This window comes from Gammaproteobacteria bacterium (genome assembly GCA_041395445.1).
Taxonomy (GTDB): domain Bacteria; phylum Pseudomonadota; class Gammaproteobacteria; order Xanthomonadales; family Marinicellaceae; genus NORP309.
In genome coordinates, this window is record JAWLAO010000001.1 from 373872 (window position 1) to 395833 (window position 21962).

Consider the following 21962-nt stretch of genomic DNA (forward strand, 5'->3'; position numbering starts at 1 on the left):
ACAGGATAATAAAATAAGCACATGGTTAGCTAATATTATGTATTTTGAGGTCAATAATCGTGAACAACGCACTCTCCCAAGCACAAAAAATTCATAGTAGAAAAATCATAGATGCTGATAAAAACGCCTTGATTAAAGAGTATCAAAAGCGTTTAGTGGAACTCAGTTTTGCCAGAAAAAATAAGGACGATGTTTCTGAAGAATACGACCAAATCGTTAAGAAAATCCAAATTCTCCGACATGGCGTTGATGAGATTCATTAAATTCTAACAATTGTTTCATTGGGTTTGTCCATGCTAGAATAAATCCAAATGCAAACATATAAAGACAAAAAAAAGTATTTATGGGTCTTATCAGCTCTGCTTCCGCTGGTTTCAATCACGGGAGTTATCGCCTTTCAAATCACTTCTAATGCTTTATCGCTATTCATTCCACTGATTTTTATATACGTCTTTATCCCGCTTCTGGATCTGATATTTGCTGAAGACAAATCCAACCCACCCGAATCCGAAGTTCCGAATCTGGAAAAAGACTCGTATTATTCATACGTTTGTTATTTATTGTTACCGGTGCACATATTCATTTTTTTGTACCTGATTCACTTCATTGTCACCACAGATTTGAGTGTATGGATGTATATTTGCCTGATTCTCACTATGGGAATCTTTGGTGGTTTGGCAGTAAATCTAGGTCATGAACTCGGTCATAAAACCAAATCTTTGGATAAAAATCTGGCTAAATTTGCATTAGCATTTTCAGGCTATGGGCATTTTAATATTGAACATAATATCGGACATCATAGAGACGTTGCTACACCTGAAGATTCAGCCAGTTCGCGTTTTGGAGAAAGCATTTATAAGTTTGCTCTGAGAGAAATCCCCGGAGGTTTAATCCGGGCATTCAAGATTGAAAAGCGTCGCTTATACCGAAAAGGATTATCATTCTGGTCCATTAACAACCAAATCCTACATTCGTATTTCATGACTCTGATTATTTATACCTCTGTCACAATATGGTTGGGATGGGAAGCCTTGTTGGTTTTAGTTTTACACATTCCAATTGTATGGTGGCAGTTGACAAGTGCGAATTACGTCGAGCATTATGGTTTGTTACGACAAAGGCTGGACAACGGGAACTATGAAAGATGCAAGCCTCATCATTCATGGAACTCCAATCATCTGGCATCTAATCTGGTGCTTTATCATTTACAAAGACACTCCGATCATCACGCCAATCCTGCCAGACATTTCCAAAGCCTGCGACACTTCGATGATGCTCCTCAACTTCCAAATGGTTATATGGGACTGTTTGTCATCGCATACTTCCCTCCTTTATGGAGGAAAGTTATGGATCACAGAGTTTTAAAACTTGCCGATAATAATTTTGATTTAATCAATCAATAATCATTTAATTCCTTCGCAATTATTTCCGCTTGTTTCAATACCGTTTCTGTTGCCAGTTTTTGCATATCTGGTGGATAACCGAATTGTCTCAATGTCCGCTTGATGATTACTTTCAATTTTGCTCTAACACTTTCCTTAATTGTCCAGTCGATAGATGCATTTTGCTTTACACGTTCAGTCAATATCACCGCCAGTTCTCTCAGCTTGTCTTGCTGCATGAGTTGTTTGGCTGAATCGTTGTTCGCCACTGCGGTGTAGAAAGCATATTCAAAGTCAGACAATCCAAGTTTTTTGGCTTCACTGTCCATGTTCACGATTTCCTTACTCAACTTGATGAGTTCTTCCATCACTTCGGCAGCCGTCAAAATCTTGTTGAGGTATTTCTTGATGGAATTCTCCAACATTTCTTTGAGTGACTTACTCTTGACCAAGTTCTTTTTGGAACGTGCTTTTATCTCGTCATTGAGTAATTTTTTCAAAACTTCTAAAGCCACATTTTTGTGCTCCATTCCTTTGAGTTCCATCAGGAAGTCTTCTGAAAGAATGGAAATGTCTGGTTTCTTGATTCCTGCGGCATCAAAAACGTCAATTACTTGTTCAGAAACCAAAGCTTGGTCTATGACCTGACGAATTGTTGTTTCAATTTCTTCATCGGTTCTACCTGAACCGGTACCATCAAACTTAGCTAAGCGTGCTTTTACGGCTTGAAAAAATGAAACTTCATCTTTCACGTCCATGGCCTGCTCATGCGGAACGGCAATCGCAAAGGCTTTGGATAGGGCAGTTACTTCATTGATGTATCGTTTCTTGCCATCTTCCAGTCCGAGAATATGTTCTTCGGCTGCCAGAATCATAGATAGTTTTTGACCCGTTTCGGCTTGGAAATAGTCTTCATAAGGAAATCCGCTGTACATCTGAGAAACCACTTCCAGTTTTTCGAGCATCAATTCAACTGCTTGGGCTTGGGCAATGGTTGGGTCGCCTTTTCCACCTGCATCTGAATAGAACGAAAGTGCTTTTTTCAAATCCGAAGCAATGCCCAAATAATCGACGACTAAACCACCTGGCTTGTCTTTGTACACTCGATTTACCCTTGCAATAGCTTGCATCAGGTTATGACCTTTCATCGGTTTGTCGATGTAAAGCGTATGCATGCTTGGTGCATCAAAACCTGTAAGCCACATATCCCGAACAATCACAAGTTTCAGTTCATCATCCGGGTCTTTCATTCGGTCGGCAAGCGTTCTTCTTTGTTGCTTGGTGGTGTGGTGTTTGGCGATTTTCGGGCCATCCGAAGAGGACGAAGTCATCACGACTTTAATCACGCCTTTGTCTAAATCATCTGAATGCCACTCGGGTTTTAGCTTGATGATTTCCTCATACAAGTCAGCGGCAATCCTTCTGGACATGGCGACAATCATTCCTTTGCCTTCAAAAACTTCTTGGCGTTGGTCAAAATGCTGAATGATGTCATTGGCTACATTCTTGATTCTGTTTTCACTGCCGATTAAGGCTTCCAACTGAGTCCATTTGGCTTTGGCTTTTTGAGTTTCAGTGAGTTCTTCGCCGTCCAACTCATCATCCAGTTCCTCAACCAGCTTTTTGCCTTCTTCACTCAGGTTCACTTTCGCCAATCGGCTTTCGTAATAAATGCGAACCGTTGCTCCGTCTTCTACTGCTTGAGCAATGTCATAAACATCAATGTAGTTTCCGAAAACGGCAGGGGTGTTTACATCCGTGCTTTCAATGGGTGTTCCTGTAAAACCAATGTAGGTGGCATTGGGCAAGGCATCACGCATGTACTTGGCAAATCCATACACCGTTTTCTTACCAATCACATTTCCATGCTCATCCTTTTCATCAACTGTTTTGGCTTTGAAACCGTATTGCGTTCGGTGGGCTTCATCGGCAATCACCACAATGTTTTCTCGTTCCGAAAGCGTTTCATACACATTGCCTTCTTCGGGTGAGAATTTTTGAATGGTGGTAAAAATCACACCTCCTGAAGCAACTTTTAGTTTTTCCTTTAAGTCGTTTCGGTTTTCTATCTGCTTCGGTTCTTGTCGTAATAGCTGTGTGGAAGAAGCAAAGGTGTCAAAGAGTTGGTCGTCCAAATCGTTTCTGTCGGTAATGACAACAACGGTGGGGTTGTCCAAGGCCAACACAATTTTACCAGTGAAGAACACCATGGAAAGCGATTTACCGCTTCCTTGGGTATGCCAAACCACACCGCCTTTACGGTCACCTTTCGGTTGAGACTTCACACCTGCCACACCATAACTTTCAGGCGATTCCTGCACAAAATTCCCCTCCTCTGGAGGGGTGCCTGAAAGGCGGGGTGGTTCTTCTACTTGTAATGCAGGATGTCTATCAAGCATCTCCATCACCTCATCCATCCGTTTCATAACATCATTTACGAGAATGTGTATGACCGTCAATCCGAGTGATTCCAAATAAGCATCTCGCTCCGCATCATATTCCACTTTATCATCATGACTACTGCCATCAATTTCAATGACTACATTACAATTGGCACAGTAGAAGTCTACGATATAATTACCGATTATTTTTTGACGGTCAAAGTCATAGCCTTTGAATTGTTGACGTTTAACCTGATTCCAGAACAGCACCTCGGAAAGGTTTCCAGCCTTTCTCAGTTCTTTGGCGCGTTCTTTCAATTTGGGGTTGTAAGGAAGGCTTAAGTAGTTCTTGGAGTTTCGAGATATTTCTTGGACTCTTGGGTTTGGGACCACCCCGGTCTGCGACCACCCCTCCTTGGGAGGGGAATTGACTACACCGTCAGACTGCGTCTTCCACCCCTTCAAAGAAGGGGAATAACCTGTCGCTCTCATAGCAGATTCCACCGCTCGGTTCACGGCATAGTATTGATGATAAGCGGCTAATTTTTTGACTGTTGAAATGGTGGTTACGCCAGTTTTCGCATCTTCCTTTTTCGATTTTTCAAACACAATAAAATGCCGAATCAAATCCAGCAAGGTTTCTTTGTTGAGCATGCCATTGATGAGCGTTTCCATTTGGCTCACCAAGTGTGATGCTTCTTCTTTGCCGTCTGCCGATTTCCAGGCCATAAAACGGCTCATGCCCGAAGAGAGTGTTCCTGCTCTGGCTTCTAATCCGTCTGAGATAATCGTAAATGCATTATAAGTAAACAGACTTGGAATGACTGCTTTGTAGGTTTCTATCTGACGGAAAGCCGATTTGATGGTAGCGTTTTCATCGGCTGCATTTTTGAGTTCGATGACCACCAAAGGAATACCGTTGACAAACAGAATCACATCAGGACGTTTGTTTACGCCATCTTCTACTACCGTAAACTGGTTGGCTACAATAAAATCGTTGTTTTCGGGTGTATTGAAGTCGATTAACCACACCAAATCACCTCTTTGCTGTCCGTCTTTCTGATAGCTGACTTTGATGCCTTCGGTCAATAGGCGATGAAAGCTTTCATTGTTGGTTAATAACTCTGGCGAATGGATACGCTGAATCTCTTTGATAGCTTCTTCCTGTACAGCGGGTGGTACGGTGGGGTTGATTCTTCGCACTGCTTCTGCCATGCGATGAGTGAGCAGGATTTCTTCGTATGAACTCCGCTCGGGATTTTCGCCATCATGGGCAATGCTTGGGGCATAGATGTATTCATAGCCCAAATGCTCCAACAATTTAATGGCAAAATCTTCTATGGTATTTTCGGTTATTCTTGTCATTTGTCTGAACTATGATTTTTTTTGATTTTGGGATTGCCTTGATTTTGCTGTTTGAATGATTTATTGCTTAGCCTTTTAAACTGTAGCGACTTAGCACCAAAATTGATGAGCAAACCCACCTCTAAATCATAGGCTTCAAGATAATTAATGGCTTGTGCTAAGTGTACATCTTCTAATTGTATGATGGCTTTTAGCTCTACAGATACTATTCCTTCCACCAAAAAATCAACACGCCTAGTACCTATTTGCTGCTCTTTATAAAATACAGGCATTTCATACTCACGGCTAAAAGAGATGCCTTGAAACGCCATTTCAATCTCCAATGCCCGTTGATAAATAACCTCTTGAAATCCATTACCCAATTGCCGATGCACTTCCATTGCAGAGCCAATGATTTTGCTGGTCAGGTCTGAATATTTGTATTGCTCCTTAATCATAGCGAATCATTTAATCATAAAAATCATAGTTCAGACACTTTAACCTCACCACTCATCAACTTCGGCAGCAGCGTATCTCTCATTTTGGTATGCGGATTTGGGTTTGCTTGGTTTATTTTTTTAAATATGTCTTAAGAGCTTTCTTTCGTTGCAATTCATTGGCGTATAAGTATTTCACTTTTATTGATGCTGTTGACAAATTAACTTGAACTCCACTGTTGGCTTTGCTCTGTAATTCAGCAATAAAATCGGGTCTTTAAGTTGCACATAAACAGATACTATTTAGTTGTCTCTTTTTTAAATAGATTGCCACACGTTGATTAAGAACGTATCTGTCACTCTCTCATCAATCATGGTGGCACCTATATGACAACATTATCTTTCATGTCAGTCATTCCATAATGTCCCCTTTATCTAAAATATACCTTCAAGTCGTTCTTCTGGGATAATCTCTTTGGGCAGTCCGCAATCTCCACCTCTTTCGATAAGGTCCCATTTTTAATACTTCTAAATGCTCAGTGAATAATCATGATTTGCTACTGAACAAAGCCATTTTTCACTTCTGCAATTCTTGTAACGCCTTTCTTCCAATCTCATCCGCTTCTCCACAAACCACTGCCGAAACAGCGTCTCTGCCATTTGCTCCAGGGTTTGGTTTTGGCGGTGCAGCAGGTCTATTTTGTCGTCTAAGCTGGAAAGGACTTCGTTATTGCGTTTTGTTCTAAACTGGGTAATAAGTCAATTAATCCTAACTGTTTTGCATTGTTCCAGGCTGTCTGAACCTCCAGCAATCATCTACATAATCGCTCCAACTAGAACGAGTAAAGATCTGGCCGATAAAAAATGGGTTGGCTATTGTTTTATCATCTATAACGAATTAATAATGCATACACCACTTTCTTCGGGTTTTCTTTGATTGCATAATTTGCTCCAGTTGTCCAGTTCTGCAATTACTATGTCGCCTTGGAATAATTGGTATTTCTTGAAATTGTCTTCTCGTGATTGGACAATATGGAACCGAATCCCAGTTTAATCTGCCAGGTGATATCAGTGATACGTAAGAACTTTGGTGACCTTTGCCAGTTTAACACTTTCTGTATAGCCATAGGAAATATCAGTGCATAGTTCAGCCAATGTTGTTTCCTTCCACTCACTCATCAATTTTCACTTTTTGAAGGTTAGCGGCAATGTGTCGTTGAGTTCAGCTTCTTCTTTGAGTTGGGCTTCAAACTCGGCTTTCAGGCTGGTAAAGCGTTCGGCAAAGTCAAAGTCATCTTCTTCCTCCGCAAGACCCACATAACGGCCTGGGGTGAGTACATAGTCCAGTTCGGCCACCCGTTCTTTAGTGGCAGAAGCACAGAAGCCTTTTATGTCTTCATAACCACCCCGCCCTTCGGGCACCCCTCCATCGGAGGGGAATTTGTTGCGCCAGTTGTGGTAGGTGTTCGCAATGGTTTGGATGTCTTCTTCAGAAAGCACTTTGGTTCTACGGTTTATCAAGTGTCCTAAGTTGCGGGCATCAATAAAGAGAATTTCGCCTGTTCGGTTTCGTTGACCACCCCGCCCTTCGGGCACCCCTCCAGTGGAGGGGACTTTTCCCGTTTTGTCGCGGCTCATAAACCACAGCGAAGCAGGAATTTGGGTATTCAAAAACAACTTGGCAGGCAGGTTTACAATGCAGTCAATCAAATCGGCTTCCACCAGTTCTTTCTAATGTCGCCTTCACCGCCACTTTTGGAAGTCAAAGCTCCTTTGCCAAAACGAATCCCGCTTGTCCGCTTGGTGCTAAGTGGTACATGAAATGTTGAATCCAAGCATAATTGGCATTTCCTGTGGGTGGTGTGCCGTATTTCCAACGGCCATCGGTACGCAGCAAATCACCGCTCCAATCGCTCACGTTAAAGGGTGGGTTGGCAATGATGTAATCGGCTTTCAGGTCTTTGTGGGCATCATTCAAAAATGAGCCTTCGTTGTTCCATTTCACTTGCGAACTGTCAATGCCTCTAATGGCCAAATTCATTTTTGCCAGTCGCCAGGTGGTTTGGTTGCTTTCCTGTCCGTAAATGGAAATATCATTGATGTGTCCTTGGTGCTGGTTACAAATTCCTCAGATTGCACGAACATTCCACCAGAGCCACAGCAAGGGTCAAAAACTCGCCCTTGTAGGGCTCGAGCATTTTCTACCAAAAGTTCAACAACGCTTCTTGGCGTGTAGAACTGTCCGCCCTTTTTACCTTCTGCCAAGGCAAATTCACCCAAGAAATATTCAAATACATGACCCAAAATATCGGCGCTTCTGGCTTTGGCATCACCTAAGGCGATGTTTCCAATCATGTCTATGAGTTCTCCCAAACTGGTTGGGTCAAGGTTTTGTCGGGCATATACTTTGGGTAAAACACCTTCAGCGAAACGTTTTCTGCTTCAATGAAGTCCATGGCTTCATCTACCGACTTTCCAATGGTGGGTTGCTTGGCTTGTGAGAGCAAGTAAGACCAACGGGCTTTCTCTGGTACGAAGAAGACGTTCTCGGCTTTGTATTCGTCTTTGTCCTCTGGGTCGGCTCCTGCATATTCACCTTCGCCAGCTTTTAGTTTGTCGTAGAGTTCTTCAAACGCATCTGAAATGTATTTCAGGAAGATTAGTCCAAGAACTACGTGTTTGTATTCCGCAGCATCAATGTTTTTTCTCAGTTTGTCAGCCGATTTCCAGAGTTGTTTTTCTAGTGGTTCCTGCATTAGTGTTTTCTTTCTTGAGTGTGTTTTTCAAAATCTTAACAATGTTACAATAGTTTTAAATTTCTTTCTAGCAATTGTCAAGTTGTATATAGACTAACTGAATGATATTTTTTGCAATAAAAAAGCCTCTGTAAGTCAGAGGCTTTTTTTAATAAAGATTTAGTTATCGTAATTACAACAACTCAACAGCTTTGATACAGAAACTCAGAATTGACGGTACAAACAATAATAAAGCCAGTTGTAATAAAGCATTAAAGCTCAGAATGGATTTGACGTCATAACCGGCTGTGATTTCTTGATCGCTTTCGGATTCATCAAAATACATGGTTTTAATCACGCGCAAATAATAGAACGAACCGATAACTGCAAAAACGACTGCAATCCCTGCTAACACATAGAAACCTTGATCAACAACTGCTTTAATTACATACAGTTTTGAGAAGAAACCAATTAACGGAGGGAAGCCTGCCATTGAAGCAATAATCAGCAACATCATGAATGCGAACCAACCATTGCGTTGATTTAAGCCTTTGAAGTCAGAAATCTTTTCAGCTTCAAAACCTTTGCAGGATAACACAATAATCATTCCAAAACCGGCAACACTCATTATTGCGTAAGTGATAATGTAAAACATAGATGCCGAATATCCTTCGTTTCCACCAAGAAAGCCAAGTAGCATAAATCCAATGTGTGAAATTGTGGAATATGCGAAAAGACGTTTGATATTGTCTTGTTGAAGTGCAAACAAATTACCGATAATAATTGAAAGCATTGCCAATACAGCGACGATGTGCTGCCAGTTGACAAACAAACCGTCCAAACTTTGTCCTAAAATTCTCACCGCAAATGCAAACGCCGCGATTTTCGGAGCTGATGCAATGAATAAAGTTGTTGCTGTTGGAGCACCTTGATAAACATCCGGTACCCACATGTGAAATGGAGCTGCACCTAATTTAAAAGCAACCCCAACCATGATAAACACCAAACCTAAAACAAGTAGCATTGAGCTTTGAGTGTTGGCAATTTGAGTTGAAATAGCATCGAGTTGCAATGAACCAGTCGCACCATAAACCATTGACATCCCGTACAATAACATACCTGATGCAATCGCTCCGAGAACAAAGTATTTGATTGCCGATTCATTGGAAGTCATGTTTTCTCTGTCATAGGCAACTAAGGCATAAGAGGACAAAGCTAATAATTCCAAACCCAAGTAAAGCGTGATGTAATTATTTCCGGAAATCATTATCATGATTCCAAGCATTCCAAACAGAGCCAGAGCGTAAAACTCGCCTTTGAATATTTTTTTATTACGCAAATATTGTTTGGAATAAACGATAACAAATATCATCGTCAGATAAACAGCAATTTTAAGAATATCACCCATGTAATCACGGACAAAATTACCGTTGAATAAGACTAATTTTGAATAGTCATGTGCACCCATGTGGCTCTTTGCCGTAGCAATTGCAGCAAACGCGATACCAACAATGGAAAGCATAACCAACAGTCCGCCTTTCTCATTCGAAAGAAATAAACTTAAAATCAGTACCAAACATGCTGTACCAAGAATAATCAGTTCCGGTAAAACCGGAGTTAATTCAGACCATCCAAACATAGTTAAACCTTAATTATTTTAATTTGTTCGATAAGATTTTCCACAGAAGCTCTCATCACATCTATCAATGGCTCGGGATAAATACCCACAAATAAAACCATAATTACCAGAATTGCTAAAATAAAGCCTTCTCGTTTATTCACATCATTCAATTGAGAAACCGCTTCGCTTTTGACTTCCCCAAAAACAACTCTCTTAACCATCCATAACGAATAAGCAGCGCCAAGAATCAACGTCATAGCAGCCAGAAATGCAAACCAGAAACTCGCTTGGAAACTGCTGAGAATAACCATAAACTCCCCAACAAATCCTGAAGTGCCCGGCAACCCGGCATTACTCATGGCAAAAAATACAAAGAAAGCACCAAAAAACGGCATTGTGTTAATCACACCGCCATAATCTCTTATCATTCTTGTATGCATGCGATCGTACAAAACACCAACGCACAAGAATAAAGCCGCTGAAATGAAACCATGAGAAATCATTTGCATCATCGCTCCTTCCAGAGCCATATTGGTATCTCCGGAATTCATCACCAATACGAATGCAACAAAAATACCCAAAGTCACAAAACCCATGTGTGAAATTGATGAGTAAGCAATGAGTTTCTTCATATCTTTCTGTACCATCGCAATCAATCCAATATAGGCAATTGCAATCAATGAAAGAACAATGACGAATGTCGCTAATTCACGACTGGCATCCGGTAAGATTGGTAATGAGAATCTTAAAAATCCATAACCACCAATTTTCAACATTATTGCTGCCAACACCACTGAACCGGCTGTCGGGGCTTCAACGTGAGCATCCGGCAACCATGTATGAACCGGAAACATTGGAATTTTTACGGCGAAAGCCAAGAAGAATGCGAAGAATATCCAGACTTGTTCTTTCATCGTCAATGGCATTGCCACCATATCGGCAATGGCAAAACTTCCGCCTTTGAAATACAAGTAAATCAAGGCAATCAGCATGAAGACTGAACCGAAGAATGTGTAAATAAAGAATTTGATTGTTGCGTAAACACGATTCGGACCACCCCAAATACCGATAATTAAAAACATCGGAATCAACATAGCTTCAAAGAACACATAAAACAATATTGCATCCTGAGCACAGAAAACACCTATCATCATCGCTTCAAGCATCAAAAATGCCGCCATAAACTGATGGACGTTTTTCTTAATCACTTTCCAAGCCGATAATATCGTCAGAACGGAAATAAATGTCGTCAACACAACCAAAGGCATGGCAATCCCATCAACTCCCAGATGATAGTTGATATTTAACGATGGAATCCATGCAATTTTTTCTTCAAACTGCATGCTCGCTGTCGTTTTATCAAAATGCATCCAAAGCGGTAAACTGATGACAAACGTAACAATAGAAGTAACGATTGCCAATAATCTTGCCAATCCGGCTTTCTGAGAACCTAATGCCAATATTGCAAAGGCTGCAACAATTGGAAGCCAAATGAGTAAACTTAATAAAGACCAATCATTCATAATACATAAGTTCCTATAAAGAAGATGACAGCTACTGCCATGACCAGGGCATAGTGATAAATATATCCTGATTGCATGCCACGAATCGCTTTTGAAATCTTATTCACAAATTTCGCAGAGCCATTGACAACGAGTCCATCTATAAATTTGCTGTCGCTCCATTTCCACAAAGCATTTCCGAGTTTAACAAATCCTCCGGCAATGTATTTCTGGTTGAAATCATCAAAGCCATATTTATTGACTAATAATTTGTGAATTGGAGCAAAAGTTTTCTTGGCATTCTCAGCAATTGAAATTTTCTTTAGATAAATCCAACTCGCCAGAATGAAACCGCCCAATGCTAAAAAGAATGGTAATTGTGTTAAACCATGTAAAGCAAAACTTCCGGCACCATGAAATTCGTATTCACCGATATGCGCCACAACATCATTCGTTGATTTGACGTGAATCGCATCCTTCATAAAATCACCAAATAGCATCGGTTCAATCGTCATCCAGCCAATTACAATTGATGGAATTGCCAATAAAACTAATGGTAAAGTCACAACCCAAGGCGATTCATGCAAATGTTGTTTGGTGTGATTATCCATGCGCTCTTTTCCGTGGAAAGTCAGGTACAACAATCTAAAACTATAGAGAGCTGTTACAAAAACACCAAGCAATACCGCAGCATAAGCTACTGATGAACCCCATCTTTCAGAAAGGTGGGTCGCTTCGATAATAATATCTTTTGAGAAAAATCCTGAGAAACCCGGCAAACCGGTCAAGGCAAAGGTGCCTATCCACATCGTGATAAATGTGATTGGCATATATTTTTTCAAACCGCCCATTTCACTCATATCCTGCTTGTGATGCATTGCGATAATCACCGAACCGGCACCCAAGAACAATAACGCTTTAAAGAACGCATGAGTCATTAAATGGAATATCGCTGCTGAATAAGCTGAGACTCCGAGTGCAACTGTCATATATCCCAACTGTGACAATGTAGAATAAGCAACAACTCGCTTGATATCGTTTTGCACCAAACCAATCAATCCCATAAAGAATGCTGTAAATGCACCCACCAACATTACGAAACTCAAAGCTGTATCTGACATTTCAAAAATTGGTGACATTCTTGAAACCATAAAAATACCGGCTGTAACCATGGTTGCAGCATGAATCAATGCAGAAATTGGTGTCGGACCTTCCATCGAATCAGGCAACCACACATGTAAAGGTGCTTGTGCTGATTTACCCATTGCTCCAATAAACAGACAAATCGCAATGAACGTCAATAACGACCACTCAACTCCAGGGAAAATAGAAATCGTGTTTTCAGAAAAATTCGGAAGCTGATTAAATACTTCAACATAATCCAATGTTCCGAAAAACATCAAAACGGCAGCAATTCCTAATAAAAATCCAAAATCACCAACACGATTGACCAAGAATGCTTTCATGTTTGCAAAAATTGCGGTTTCTTTTTTATACCAAAAACCAATCAACAAATAAGACACCAAACCAACAGCTTCCCAACCAAAGAACAGTTGTAAAAAGTTATTCGACATTACCAGCATCAGCATTGCAAAAGTGAATAAGCTGATATATGCAAAGAATCTTTGATATCCCGGATCATCATGCATATAACCAATTGTATAAATATGCACCATCAGTGATACAAAAGTGACCACAGACATCATCACCGCAGTCAGTGAATCCACCATAAAACCAACATTCAATGTGACTTTACCGCTCACCATCCAGGTATAAACATTTTCGTTAAAAGCCTGATATTCGCCGTTTACCAAGCCCATCAACACCATAATTGACAGAACACACGAGACAGCAACTGCAGCAATTGTTACCAAATGAGAACCAACACGACCGATTTTTCTTCCAAAAAAACCTGCTATGATTGCTCCCAATAAAGGTGATAATGCAATTATCAATAAAGTATTCATTTCCATCATCTTTACCCCTGTAACTCGCTTAAATTATCAGTTTCAAGAGTCTTACGCTGTCTGAATATAACAACCAAAATTGCCAGACCAATCGCTGCTTCAGCAGCGGCAACCGTAAGAATAAAGAACACAAAGACTTGTCCCTGAATATCATTGAGATAAGTTGAAAACGCAATGAAGTTAATATTCACCGATAACAACATCAGCTCAATCGACATGAGTAAAATCAAGATATTGCGACGATTGATAAAGATACCGGCAATACTAATGACAAATAAAATTCCGGCAACAACCAAATAGTGAGCTAGACTCATTGTTCTCCTCCTATTTCGTTCCCTTTTTCCGCTTTCATTTTTACAATTCTCATTCTGTTTTTATCAGCTTTCACATGAACCTGAGACTCAGGATCAACGTGTTTGTAATCTTTTCTCTTTCTCAGAGTCAGTAAAATAGCTGCAACAATCGCAACTAATAGAATCACCGATGCCAATTCAAACGGCAATACATATTGAATATAAATACTTTCCGCAACTTCTCTGACGTTGCTATAACCCTGCTCATGTCTGATTAAGTCATCTTGTGGCAATGAATCATGCAATTTGCTACCAAACAACATGACCATTTCCAAAGCCATCAGTAAAGCAACAAAAAGACCTGTTTTGGTATAAAGACTCATTCCTGATTTTGGTTTGACTTTGATATCCAGCATCATCACCACAAACAGGAATAACACCATAACCGCTCCGACGTAAACCAGAACTAGAGTTAATGCGAGGAATTCAGCTTCAAGCAACATCCACAATGCCGCAGCACTAAAAAAGGACAATATCAAAAACAAAGCCGAATAAACTGAATTACGCATTGTGACAACTAACAATGCGGCTCCCAGTAAAACCCCGGAGAACACATAAAACAACATCACTTGATAAAATTCAGCTGATAACAAATACTCTAACATTATCTATACTCCGCATCATTTTCACGACATTCAGCGATTTCCTTTTCACGCATATCACCAATAGCCAGTAATTGTTGTTTATCCAATACGTTTTTGCCTTCACTTTCAAAGTGAAATTCATGGATATCTGTCAAAACAATCGAATCAACAGGACAGGATTCCTCACAAAAACCACAATAAATACACTTGAATAAATCAATTTCATATTTTGTTGTTCTGCGACTGCCATCTTCTCTTTGCTCGGAGTCAATAGTAATTGCCAAAGCCGGACAAACGGCTTCGCACAATTTACAAGCAATACAACGCTCTTCACCATTGGGATAACGTCTTAATGCATGCAGACCTCTGAATCTGTCAGATTTAGGAGTTTTTTCTTCAGGATAACGTATGGTAAATTTACGTTTGAAGAAGTATTTCCCCGTTACGGACATGCCTTTGAGAAGTTCCCAAAGAGCTAAACTTTTGAAATATCTAAATATTTTCATATTAACTAAACCAAGGTCCGATGTTATAAACTTTCAGCACTGCAACAACCATAATCCAGACGATTGTTATCGGAATAAACACTTTCCAGCCCAGACGCATAATCTGGTCGTAACGATAACGAGGGAAAGTCGCACGGAACCATAAATACAACAACATAAAAATTGAAGTTTTAGCCAGGAACCAGATAATACTTGGCTGACCCCACCATGATTCCGACGGGAATAATGGCAACCAGCCACCCATGAACATGACTGTCGATAACACCGAAATCATAATCATGTTGGCGTATTCACCAAGGAAAAATAGTGCAAATGCCGAACCGGAGTATTCCACGTGGAAACCGGCAACAATTTCTGATTCCCCTTCTGCCACATCAAATGGTGCACGGTTTGTTTCAGCTACACCTGAAATAAAATATATAATCCATAATGGAAATAATGGAATAAAGAACCAGTTCAGAATCCCACCTTGCTGTGCATTGACGATTTCTGACAAATTCAATGAACCGGCAGCAATCAAAACACCAACTAAAGCAAATCCCATAGCAATTTCATAAGATACAATTTGTGCCGCTGAACGCATCGCACCCAATAACGCATATTTGGAATTGGAAGCCCAACCGGCAATAATCACACCATAAACACCCAGAGACGTCATTGCCAGAATATAAACCAGACCGGCATTGATATTCGCTAACACCAACCCATCGCTGAACGGAACAACCGCCCAGGCTGCAAAAGCCGTTGCCAGAGTGATAATTGGTGCTAACAGGAATAAAAACTTATTGGCATTCGCCGGAAAGATAATCTCTTTTATCAATAGTTTGACTACATCAGCAAATGGCTGTGCCAATCCCCATAGTTTGTAACCTAAAATTCCCACACGATTCGGACCCATACGACCTTGCATGAAACCAATCACACGGCGTTCTGCATAAGTGTAGTAAGCAACTGTTAAAATTAAAGGCAATACAATTGCGACAATTTTCAACAGAGTCCAGATGACTAACCAAATTTGTTCCATCATATCGCTTCTCCCACAGTAATTGTGACTTGCAGTTGATCAGCATTCAGGTTCAGCGTCGTTGAATTATGCACAAAAACATGAGCTGAACCATCAGGAACACTATCATCAATATTCGCAAACAAATGACAAACATTCTCGCCTTGATTCAAAATCACACTCATGGCATTTTCAATACCGTATTTCTTCGCTTCTGATGGATTAACAGACAAGCATCCCGAGCTTGCGTGAATAGTTTCTTGCAATGGCTGACTACGTCTGGTAAGCATATCCACATCATAAATTGCTGTATCTGCATGCAAGACCAAATCTGAAGATTGAATTTCATGAACTTTACAGTCTGTTTTCACATGAGCTTTGTGAACTTTTAATTTGCTCACTTGCTCAGTAATCTGATTGATAGTTTCGTAATCAAATCCATCAACTTTTAACAAATTACCCAGAACTCTTAAAACTCTCCAACCTGGTTTGCTTTCACCTTTAAGTTTGGCAGCAGGAGTGGAAGTCTGGTTTTGCATAAAGTTATTGAAGTAAGAACCTGCCACTTCAGATGCTAAACCAATCGGTAGAATCACATCTGCAATTTCTTTCACGTCTGCACTTGCAAAACTGCTCATCACAACAACTGATTGAGCTTCTTGTAATGCTTTACGAGCTTTTGCTGAATTTGCAAAATCTTCAAGTTCTGCTTGATACAATAAAACAGATTCCGGTTGGCTGTTTAATATTTGATTAACGTTATGCTGAGCTGACATCTCACAAATTTCTGCACCAACAGCATTTGCTCCACTCGCCATTTCATAAACTTTTCCGGAAGTTTCATGAGCCAACCATGAAACCAAAGTTTTAATCAATTCGGCTTGTGGATGTGAATTTGAAACCTGACCAATGATAAACAGACAGTTATTATCGTTATTGATCAAAGTCTTAGCTAAATTATTTAAGTTTTCATCAGTTCTTTGAGCTTTAATCCATTGACCCAAATCACCATCCAATTTTGCTTTGCTCAAATCAGCCACACAATGTGCTAATGAGCCCAAGGCTTTTACCCAATCGACTTGATTCGCTGTTACAGAGTGCCAGATATCAAAATTGTATGAGTAATCTTTAGGATTAAATACCGAAACTTTGCTGCCTTTCTTCAACCAAGCTTGTCTGATTCTGTGATTCAAAATCGGTTGTTCATGTCCAATATTGGAACCGGCAATCACAATTTGATTAAAATCAGCAATTTCAGAGAGAGATACATCCACTCTCGGCAAACGATGTTGCCCTGAGAAGTCGGTTTGTCCTAAACGATAATCAATATTTTTACAACCTAACGATTTGAACAGTTTGTGTAACAAAAAGTACTCTTCATTGGTTGATTGCGAACCTGCTAATACTGCTGTTTTAGTTGCATCCGCACTTTGAAGTTTACGAACCGCAAAATCCATGGCTTCATCCCATTGAACCTCTTTCCATTCACCTTTTTGTTTAATCATTGGTGATGTTACACGATCTTCAGCTTTGGACGCCAAAACACCAAAACGGTCACGATCGGAAATCCATGCTTCATTCAGTTCGTCATTATCACGAGGAACTGTCCGCAAAATTTCACCGTGACGAGTGTGGTAAAACAAATTAGAACCAATCGCATCATGCATTGAAACGCCCGCAGCCGACATCAATTCCCAGGCACGGGCTTTGAAACGGAATGGCTTGTTGGTTAATGCTCCAACCGGACATAAATCAATAATATTTCCTGACATTACCGAATCAATCGAACGTCCGATAGCGGTACCAATTTGTGTACGATCACCACGACCAATTCCACCGAGTTCATCCGAACCGGATATTTCATTCAAGAATCTCACACAGCGAGTACATGTGATACAACGTGTCATATCGGTTGAAACCAAAGAACCGATATCTTCATCAACAGCCACTCGTTTTGAGTCCACATAACGTGAAACACCACGTCCGTAGCCCATGGAAACATCCTGTAGCTCACACTCACCACCCTGATCGCAAATCGGACAATCCAACGGGTGATTGATGAGCAAAAATTCCATAACATTTCTTTGTGCGTCTATGGCTCGTTTCGACTTGGTATAAACCTTCATATCAGGCATAACCGGTGTCGCACAGGCTGGAAGAGGCTTAGGAACCTTTTCCACATCAACCATGCACATTCTGCAATTGGCAGCGACTGATAATTTCTTGTGATAACAGAATCGAGGAATTCGTATGCCGTTTTTATCTGCGGCTTCAATCACCATTGAACCTTTCGGTACAATCATTTCCACATCATCAATTTCGATGCGAACCATGTTTTCAGGAATTGTTTTAGTCTCAGTAGTCATTATGCAACTCCCTCCACCATGGATTTTTTATGTTCAACATAATATTCAAATTCATCCCAAAACTTAGCCAGTAAACCTTGCACCGGCCAAGCTGCGGCTTCACCAAATGCACAAATTGTGTGTCCTTCAATTTGTCCGGCAACAGTTCTCAGCATCTCAATATCATTTTGAGTGCCTTTACCATCAATAATGCGGGTAAGAACCCGATACATCCAACCGGTACCCTCACGACATGGCGTGCATTGTCCGCAAGATTCCATGTAATAGAAACGAGACAATCTTTGGCAAACTTTAACCATACAAGTGGTGTCATCCATCACAATAACTGCACCTGAACCCAAACCTGATCCTGCTTGACCAATCGAATCATAGTCCATCGTCAAGCCCATCATGGTATCAGCCGGTAATACTTTCATGGATGAACCACCGGGAATGACTGCTTTTAATTTGCGTCCCGGACGCATTCCGCCAGCCATTTCCAGTAAATCTTTAAACGGTGTTCCGAGTGGTATTTCATAGTTCCCCGGTTTAGCAACATGTCCTGATACCGAAAAACACTTCACACCGCCATTATTTGGCTTACCCAACTCTAAAAACCATTGGGCTCCCTGAGTCATAATTGACGGAACCGAAGCAAATGATTCGGTATTGTTAATTGTTGTTGGTTTGCCATATATTCCAAAATTGGCAGGAAAAGGAGGTTTAAAACGGGGCTGTCCTTTTTTACCTTCCAAAGATTCCATCAATGCGGTTTCTTCTCCGCAGATATACGCTCCGGCACCGATAACTGCATAGCAGTCAAAATCAACGCCGGAGTCCTGAATATTTCGTCCTAATAAACCGGCTTTATATGCATCCTTCAGTGCTTGTTCAAAGGCTTCAAATGGTTCGTGGTGAAACTCACCACGCAAATAATTGTATCCAACAGTAGCACCCATGGCATAACCGCCAATTGCCATTCCTTCAATCACCGCATGGGGGTTATATCTGAGAATATCACGGTCATGACAAGTTCCTGGTTCGGATTCATCCGAGTTACACAGAACATACTTTTGACCCGGTGCTTTGTTTGGCATGAAACTCCATTTCAACCCGGTCGGGAATCCGGCACCGCCACGTCCTCTGAGTGCTGATGCTTTGACTGTATTGATAATATCGTTCTGTTCGGTTTTTTCCGCCAGAATCTTTTTCCACGCCTGATAACCACCTTTTTTCAGATAGTTTTCCAGGCTTGGATCTTTATCAGGATTTAAACTGACATTTACTGTTGAAACAGACATTATTTACTATCCTCCAGTTTCGCAAGTATTTCATCAATTTTTTCTTTTGTGAGGTTTTCGTGATAATGACCATCAACCAAAAGAACCGGAGCTCCGACACAAGCAGCCACACATTCTTCTTCTTTGACCAGAGTGATTCTGCCATCACTTGTTGTCTCACCCAGCTTAATTCCAAGTTTGCTTTCAGCATAATCAACAATTTCTTCTGCACCATTGAGCATGCAAGAAATGTTAGTACAAATTGAAATCTTGTGTTTTCCGCAAGGTTCAGTAAAAAACATACTGTAAAATGATGCAGCTTCATAAGCCCAAATTGCAGGAATTTCCAGGTACTGAGCCACCGCTTGCATGATTTCTTTACTCAACCAACCGCCATTTTGCTCTTGTGCGGCATGCAATGAACCAATAATCGCCGAGCGTCTTTGATCATTCGGATATTTACTAAGCCAGTAATCAATTGTTTCTTTGGTTTTCTGAGTCAATAACTCTTCAGCCAGAGTTTTATCATTATTTTGTGGATTTACTTGATACATTATCTATCAATCTCCCCGAATACAATATCCATAGTACCGATAACGGCAACAACGTCAGCCAGCATGTGACCTTTGACCATTTCATTCATAGCTGAAAGGTGTGCAAATCCCGGTGCTCTGACCTTCATTCTGAATGGTTTATTGGAGTCATCAGCAACCAGATAAACACCAAACTCACCTTTTGGAGCTTCGACAGCCGAATAAACCTCTCCTTTAGGAACGGTGTAACCTTCGGTAAATAATTTAAAGTGATGAATCAATGATTCCATATCATTTTTCATCTCATCACGTTTTGGTGGTGCGACCTTGTGATTACCAAGCATCACAGGACCCGGATTTTCTCTCAACCATTTAACGCATTGTTTGATTATTTTGTTGGATTGAAGCATCTCTTCGACACGAATCAAATAACGATCGTAGCAATCGCCATTAACACCGACAGGAATGTCGAAATCAACTTTGTCATACGCTGCATAAGTTTGCTTTTTACGCAAATCCCATTCAATTCCTGAACCACGTAATAATGGACCAGTGAAACCCAGTTGTAAAGCTCTTTCAGGGCTGACTACACCGATACCGACTGTTCTTTGCTTCCAGATTCGGTTATCTGTCAACAAAGTTTGGTACTCTGCTACTTTCTCAGGAAAATAATTGGTGAAATGATCCAGAAAATCCAACATTGAACCTTCACGCCAGGCATTAGCTTCTTTTAAATTTTTGCCTTTAGTCCATTTACTTTCTTTATGTTTAGGCATGTAATCCGGCAAATCACGATAAACTCCGCCCGGACGATAATAAGCCGCGTGCATTCTCGCTCCGGAAACCGCTTCATAACAATCCATTAGGTATTCGCGTTCGCGGAATGCGTATAAGAATAATGTCATTGCACCCAAATCCAGACCATGCGTACCAATCCACATCAAATGGTTAAGAATTCGAGTAATTTCATCAAACATGGTGCGGATATACTGAGCTCGGATTGGTGCTTCGATGTTCAATAATTTCTCAATCGCACGAACATAACCATGTTCATTACACATCATTGAAACATAATCCAGTCTGTCCATGTATCCAATGCTATGGTTGAATGGCTTGGTTTCTGCCAGTTTTTCTGTTCCCCTATGCAGCAAACCTATGTGTGGATCAGCGTGTTCAATCACCTCACCGTCCATTTCCAGAATCAACCTCAAAACTCCGTGTGCTGCCGGATGTTGAGGGCCGAAGTTAACGGTATAGTTCTTAATTTCTGACATTAACTTTCTTCCTCCAATTGTTCCTGATTATCGGCATATCTGGCATCTTTTCTGACTGTTTTTGGAATTGTGACACGAGGTTCGATAGAAACCGGTTGATAAACCACTCTTCCCTGCTCTTCATCGTATTTAACTTCAACATTTCCAACCAAGGGAAAATCTTTTCTGAAAGGGTGACCAACAAAACCATAGTCAGTCAAAATTCGTCTTAAATCAGGGTGGCCAACAAAGATAATTCCATACAAATCAAAGGCTTCTCTTTCAAACCAATCAGCTGACGACCATATCTTTATTAATGAAGGAACAGCTAAAACACCAGAGTCAGGAGCAAAACATTTCAACCTCAATCGAACATTATGTTGAATTGAAAGTAAGTTCACCACAACAGCAAAACGCTTTTCCATTAGCTCCGTTTTTCTTTCTTCCCAGGAGAATCTTCCCGGTCCTTTATTGGAAATTCCGCGACTGAAGCCAGTACTAGTCACATTCTCAGTTTGCCATTCAGACTCACCAAACCCCAGATAATCCACTCCGCACAAATCAATCAGTTGCTCGAAGGAAAATTGGGCATCATCACGCAGTTGCTGACAAACATTTTGCCAATTTTCAGGAGCAACTTCGCAATTTAACTCTCCATGTTGGCTTTTGACAGATATAATCTGATCCCCAAAGTGAGAAATCAGCTTATTCTCCAGACTAACATTGTTATTCATAA

Annotated in this window: 16 protein-coding genes and 1 pseudogene; 2 read left to right on the plus strand and 15 right to left on the minus strand. The window is 40.7% G+C overall.

What is annotated here, in order from left to right:
• The first annotated feature begins 59 nt into the window (after positions 1–59).
• Both R3F25_01690 and R3F25_01695 read left to right on the plus strand, forming a co-directional pair.
• Complete coding sequence (locus tag R3F25_01690) at positions 60–263, plus strand: hypothetical protein (protein ID MEZ5495537.1); 204 nt, start codon at positions 60–62, stop codon at positions 261–263.
• Positions 264–311: 48 nt separating this feature from the next.
• Positions 312–1403, plus strand: a complete 1092-nt coding sequence (locus R3F25_01695; GenBank protein MEZ5495538.1) for an alkane 1-monooxygenase — start codon at positions 312–314, stop codon at positions 1401–1403.
• Here R3F25_01695 and R3F25_01700 read toward each other — a convergent pair.
• The 15 genes and pseudogenes from R3F25_01700 to R3F25_01770 all read right to left on the minus strand — a co-directional run bounded on the left by R3F25_01700 (position 1397) and on the right by R3F25_01770 (position 21960).
• Positions 1397–5128, minus strand: coding sequence for an HsdR family type I site-specific deoxyribonuclease (locus R3F25_01700; protein MEZ5495539.1), 3732 nt, complete (start codon positions 5126–5128; stop codon positions 1397–1399). The genes R3F25_01695 and R3F25_01700 overlap by 7 nt on opposite strands.
• Positions 5125–5565 carry a GxxExxY protein gene (locus R3F25_01705; protein MEZ5495540.1) on the minus strand — a complete coding sequence of 147 codons (441 nt, stop codon included), beginning with the start codon at positions 5563–5565 and terminating at the stop codon, positions 5125–5127. Before R3F25_01705 ends, R3F25_01700 begins: the two co-directional genes overlap by 4 nt.
• Positions 5566–6729: 1164 nt before the next feature.
• A pseudogene (locus R3F25_01710) lies at positions 6730–8300 on the minus strand (class I SAM-dependent DNA methyltransferase).
• 172 nt (positions 8301–8472) lie between these two features.
• Positions 8473–9918, minus strand: coding sequence for an NADH-quinone oxidoreductase subunit NuoN (gene nuoN, locus R3F25_01715; GenBank protein MEZ5495541.1), 1446 nt, complete (start codon positions 9916–9918; stop codon positions 8473–8475).
• A 2-nt stretch (positions 9919–9920) separates the two neighbouring features.
• Positions 9921–11426 (minus strand): NADH-quinone oxidoreductase subunit M, encoded by a 1506-nt coding sequence (locus tag R3F25_01720; GenBank protein ID MEZ5495542.1) that lies wholly within the window; start codon positions 11424–11426, stop codon positions 9921–9923.
• Positions 11420–13375 (minus strand): NADH-quinone oxidoreductase subunit L, encoded by a 1956-nt coding sequence (nuoL, locus tag R3F25_01725; protein ID MEZ5495543.1) that lies wholly within the window; start codon positions 13373–13375, stop codon positions 11420–11422. The genes R3F25_01720 and nuoL overlap by 7 nt, the downstream gene beginning before the upstream one ends.
• Before the next feature lie 5 nt (positions 13376–13380).
• Positions 13381–13683, minus strand: a complete 303-nt coding sequence (gene nuoK / locus R3F25_01730) for an NADH-quinone oxidoreductase subunit NuoK (GenBank protein ID MEZ5495544.1) — start codon at positions 13681–13683, stop codon at positions 13381–13383.
• Positions 13680–14327, minus strand: coding sequence for an NADH-quinone oxidoreductase subunit J (locus R3F25_01735; GenBank protein ID MEZ5495545.1), 648 nt, complete (start codon positions 14325–14327; stop codon positions 13680–13682). Before R3F25_01735 ends, nuoK begins: the two co-directional genes overlap by 4 nt.
• The gene (nuoI, locus tag R3F25_01740) at positions 14327–14812 is read right to left on the minus strand and encodes an NADH-quinone oxidoreductase subunit NuoI (protein MEZ5495546.1); all 486 of its coding nucleotides are present in this window, start codon (positions 14810–14812) and stop codon (positions 14327–14329) included. The genes R3F25_01735 and nuoI overlap by 1 nt, the downstream gene beginning before the upstream one ends.
• A gap of 1 nt (position 14813) precedes the next feature.
• The gene (nuoH, locus tag R3F25_01745; protein MEZ5495547.1) at positions 14814–15836 is read right to left on the minus strand and encodes an NADH-quinone oxidoreductase subunit NuoH; all 1023 of its coding nucleotides are present in this window, start codon (positions 15834–15836) and stop codon (positions 14814–14816) included.
• Positions 15836–18181 carry an NADH-quinone oxidoreductase subunit NuoG gene (gene nuoG / locus R3F25_01750; protein MEZ5495548.1) on the minus strand — a complete coding sequence of 782 codons (2346 nt, stop codon included), beginning with the start codon at positions 18179–18181 and terminating at the stop codon, positions 15836–15838. The genes nuoH and nuoG overlap by 1 nt, the downstream gene beginning before the upstream one ends.
• Entirely contained in the window at positions 18181–19461 is a 1281-nt protein-coding gene (gene nuoF, locus R3F25_01755; protein ID MEZ5495549.1) for an NADH-quinone oxidoreductase subunit NuoF, read from the minus strand. Before nuoF ends, nuoG begins: the two co-directional genes overlap by 1 nt.
• Positions 19461–19994 (minus strand): NADH-quinone oxidoreductase subunit NuoE, encoded by a 534-nt coding sequence (nuoE, locus tag R3F25_01760; GenBank protein MEZ5495550.1) that lies wholly within the window; start codon positions 19992–19994, stop codon positions 19461–19463. Before nuoE ends, nuoF begins: the two co-directional genes overlap by 1 nt.
• Positions 19994–21247 (minus strand): NADH-quinone oxidoreductase subunit D, encoded by a 1254-nt coding sequence (locus R3F25_01765; protein MEZ5495551.1) that lies wholly within the window; start codon positions 21245–21247, stop codon positions 19994–19996. Before R3F25_01765 ends, nuoE begins: the two co-directional genes overlap by 1 nt.
• Complete coding sequence (locus tag R3F25_01770) at positions 21247–21960, minus strand: NADH-quinone oxidoreductase subunit C (protein MEZ5495552.1); 714 nt, start codon at positions 21958–21960, stop codon at positions 21247–21249. Before R3F25_01770 ends, R3F25_01765 begins: the two co-directional genes overlap by 1 nt.
• Positions 21961–21962 lie beyond the last annotated feature (2 nt).

Excerpts from the sequence above, each read along its gene's own strand:
- nuoI (MEZ5495546.1), bottom strand. The coding sequence starts at position 14,812 with ATGAAAATATTTAGATATTTCAAAAGTTTAGCTCTTTGGGAACTTCTC.
- R3F25_01700 (MEZ5495539.1), bottom strand. The coding sequence starts at position 5,128 with ATGACAAGAATAACCGAAAATACCATAGAAGATTTTGCCATTAAATTG.
- R3F25_01695 (MEZ5495538.1), top strand. The coding sequence starts at position 312 with ATGCAAACATATAAAGACAAAAAAAAGTATTTATGGGTCTTATCAGCT.
- nuoE (MEZ5495550.1), bottom strand. The coding sequence starts at position 19,994 with ATGTATCAAGTAAATCCACAAAATAATGATAAAACTCTGGCTGAAGAG.
- nuoH (MEZ5495547.1), bottom strand. The coding sequence starts at position 15,836 with ATGGAACAAATTTGGTTAGTCATCTGGACTCTGTTGAAAATTGTCGCA.
- nuoL (MEZ5495543.1), bottom strand. The coding sequence starts at position 13,375 with ATGGAAATGAATACTTTATTGATAATTGCATTATCACCTTTATTGGGA.
- nuoG (MEZ5495548.1), bottom strand. The coding sequence starts at position 18,181 with ATGACTACTGAGACTAAAACAATTCCTGAAAACATGGTTCGCATCGAA.
- R3F25_01765 (MEZ5495551.1), bottom strand. The coding sequence starts at position 21,247 with ATGTCAGAAATTAAGAACTATACCGTTAACTTCGGCCCTCAACATCCG.
- R3F25_01770 (MEZ5495552.1), bottom strand. The coding sequence starts at position 21,960 with ATGAATAACAATGTTAGTCTGGAGAATAAGCTGATTTCTCACTTTGGG.
- nuoF (MEZ5495549.1), bottom strand. The coding sequence starts at position 19,461 with ATGTCTGTTTCAACAGTAAATGTCAGTTTAAATCCTGATAAAGATCCA.
- R3F25_01735 (MEZ5495545.1), bottom strand. The coding sequence starts at position 14,327 with ATGTTAGAGTATTTGTTATCAGCTGAATTTTATCAAGTGATGTTGTTT.
- R3F25_01705 (MEZ5495540.1), bottom strand. The coding sequence starts at position 5,565 with ATGATTAAGGAGCAATACAAATATTCAGACCTGACCAGCAAAATCATT.
- nuoN (MEZ5495541.1), bottom strand. The coding sequence starts at position 9,918 with ATGTTTGGATGGTCTGAATTAACTCCGGTTTTACCGGAACTGATTATT.
- nuoK (MEZ5495544.1), bottom strand. The coding sequence starts at position 13,683 with ATGAGTCTAGCTCACTATTTGGTTGTTGCCGGAATTTTATTTGTCATT.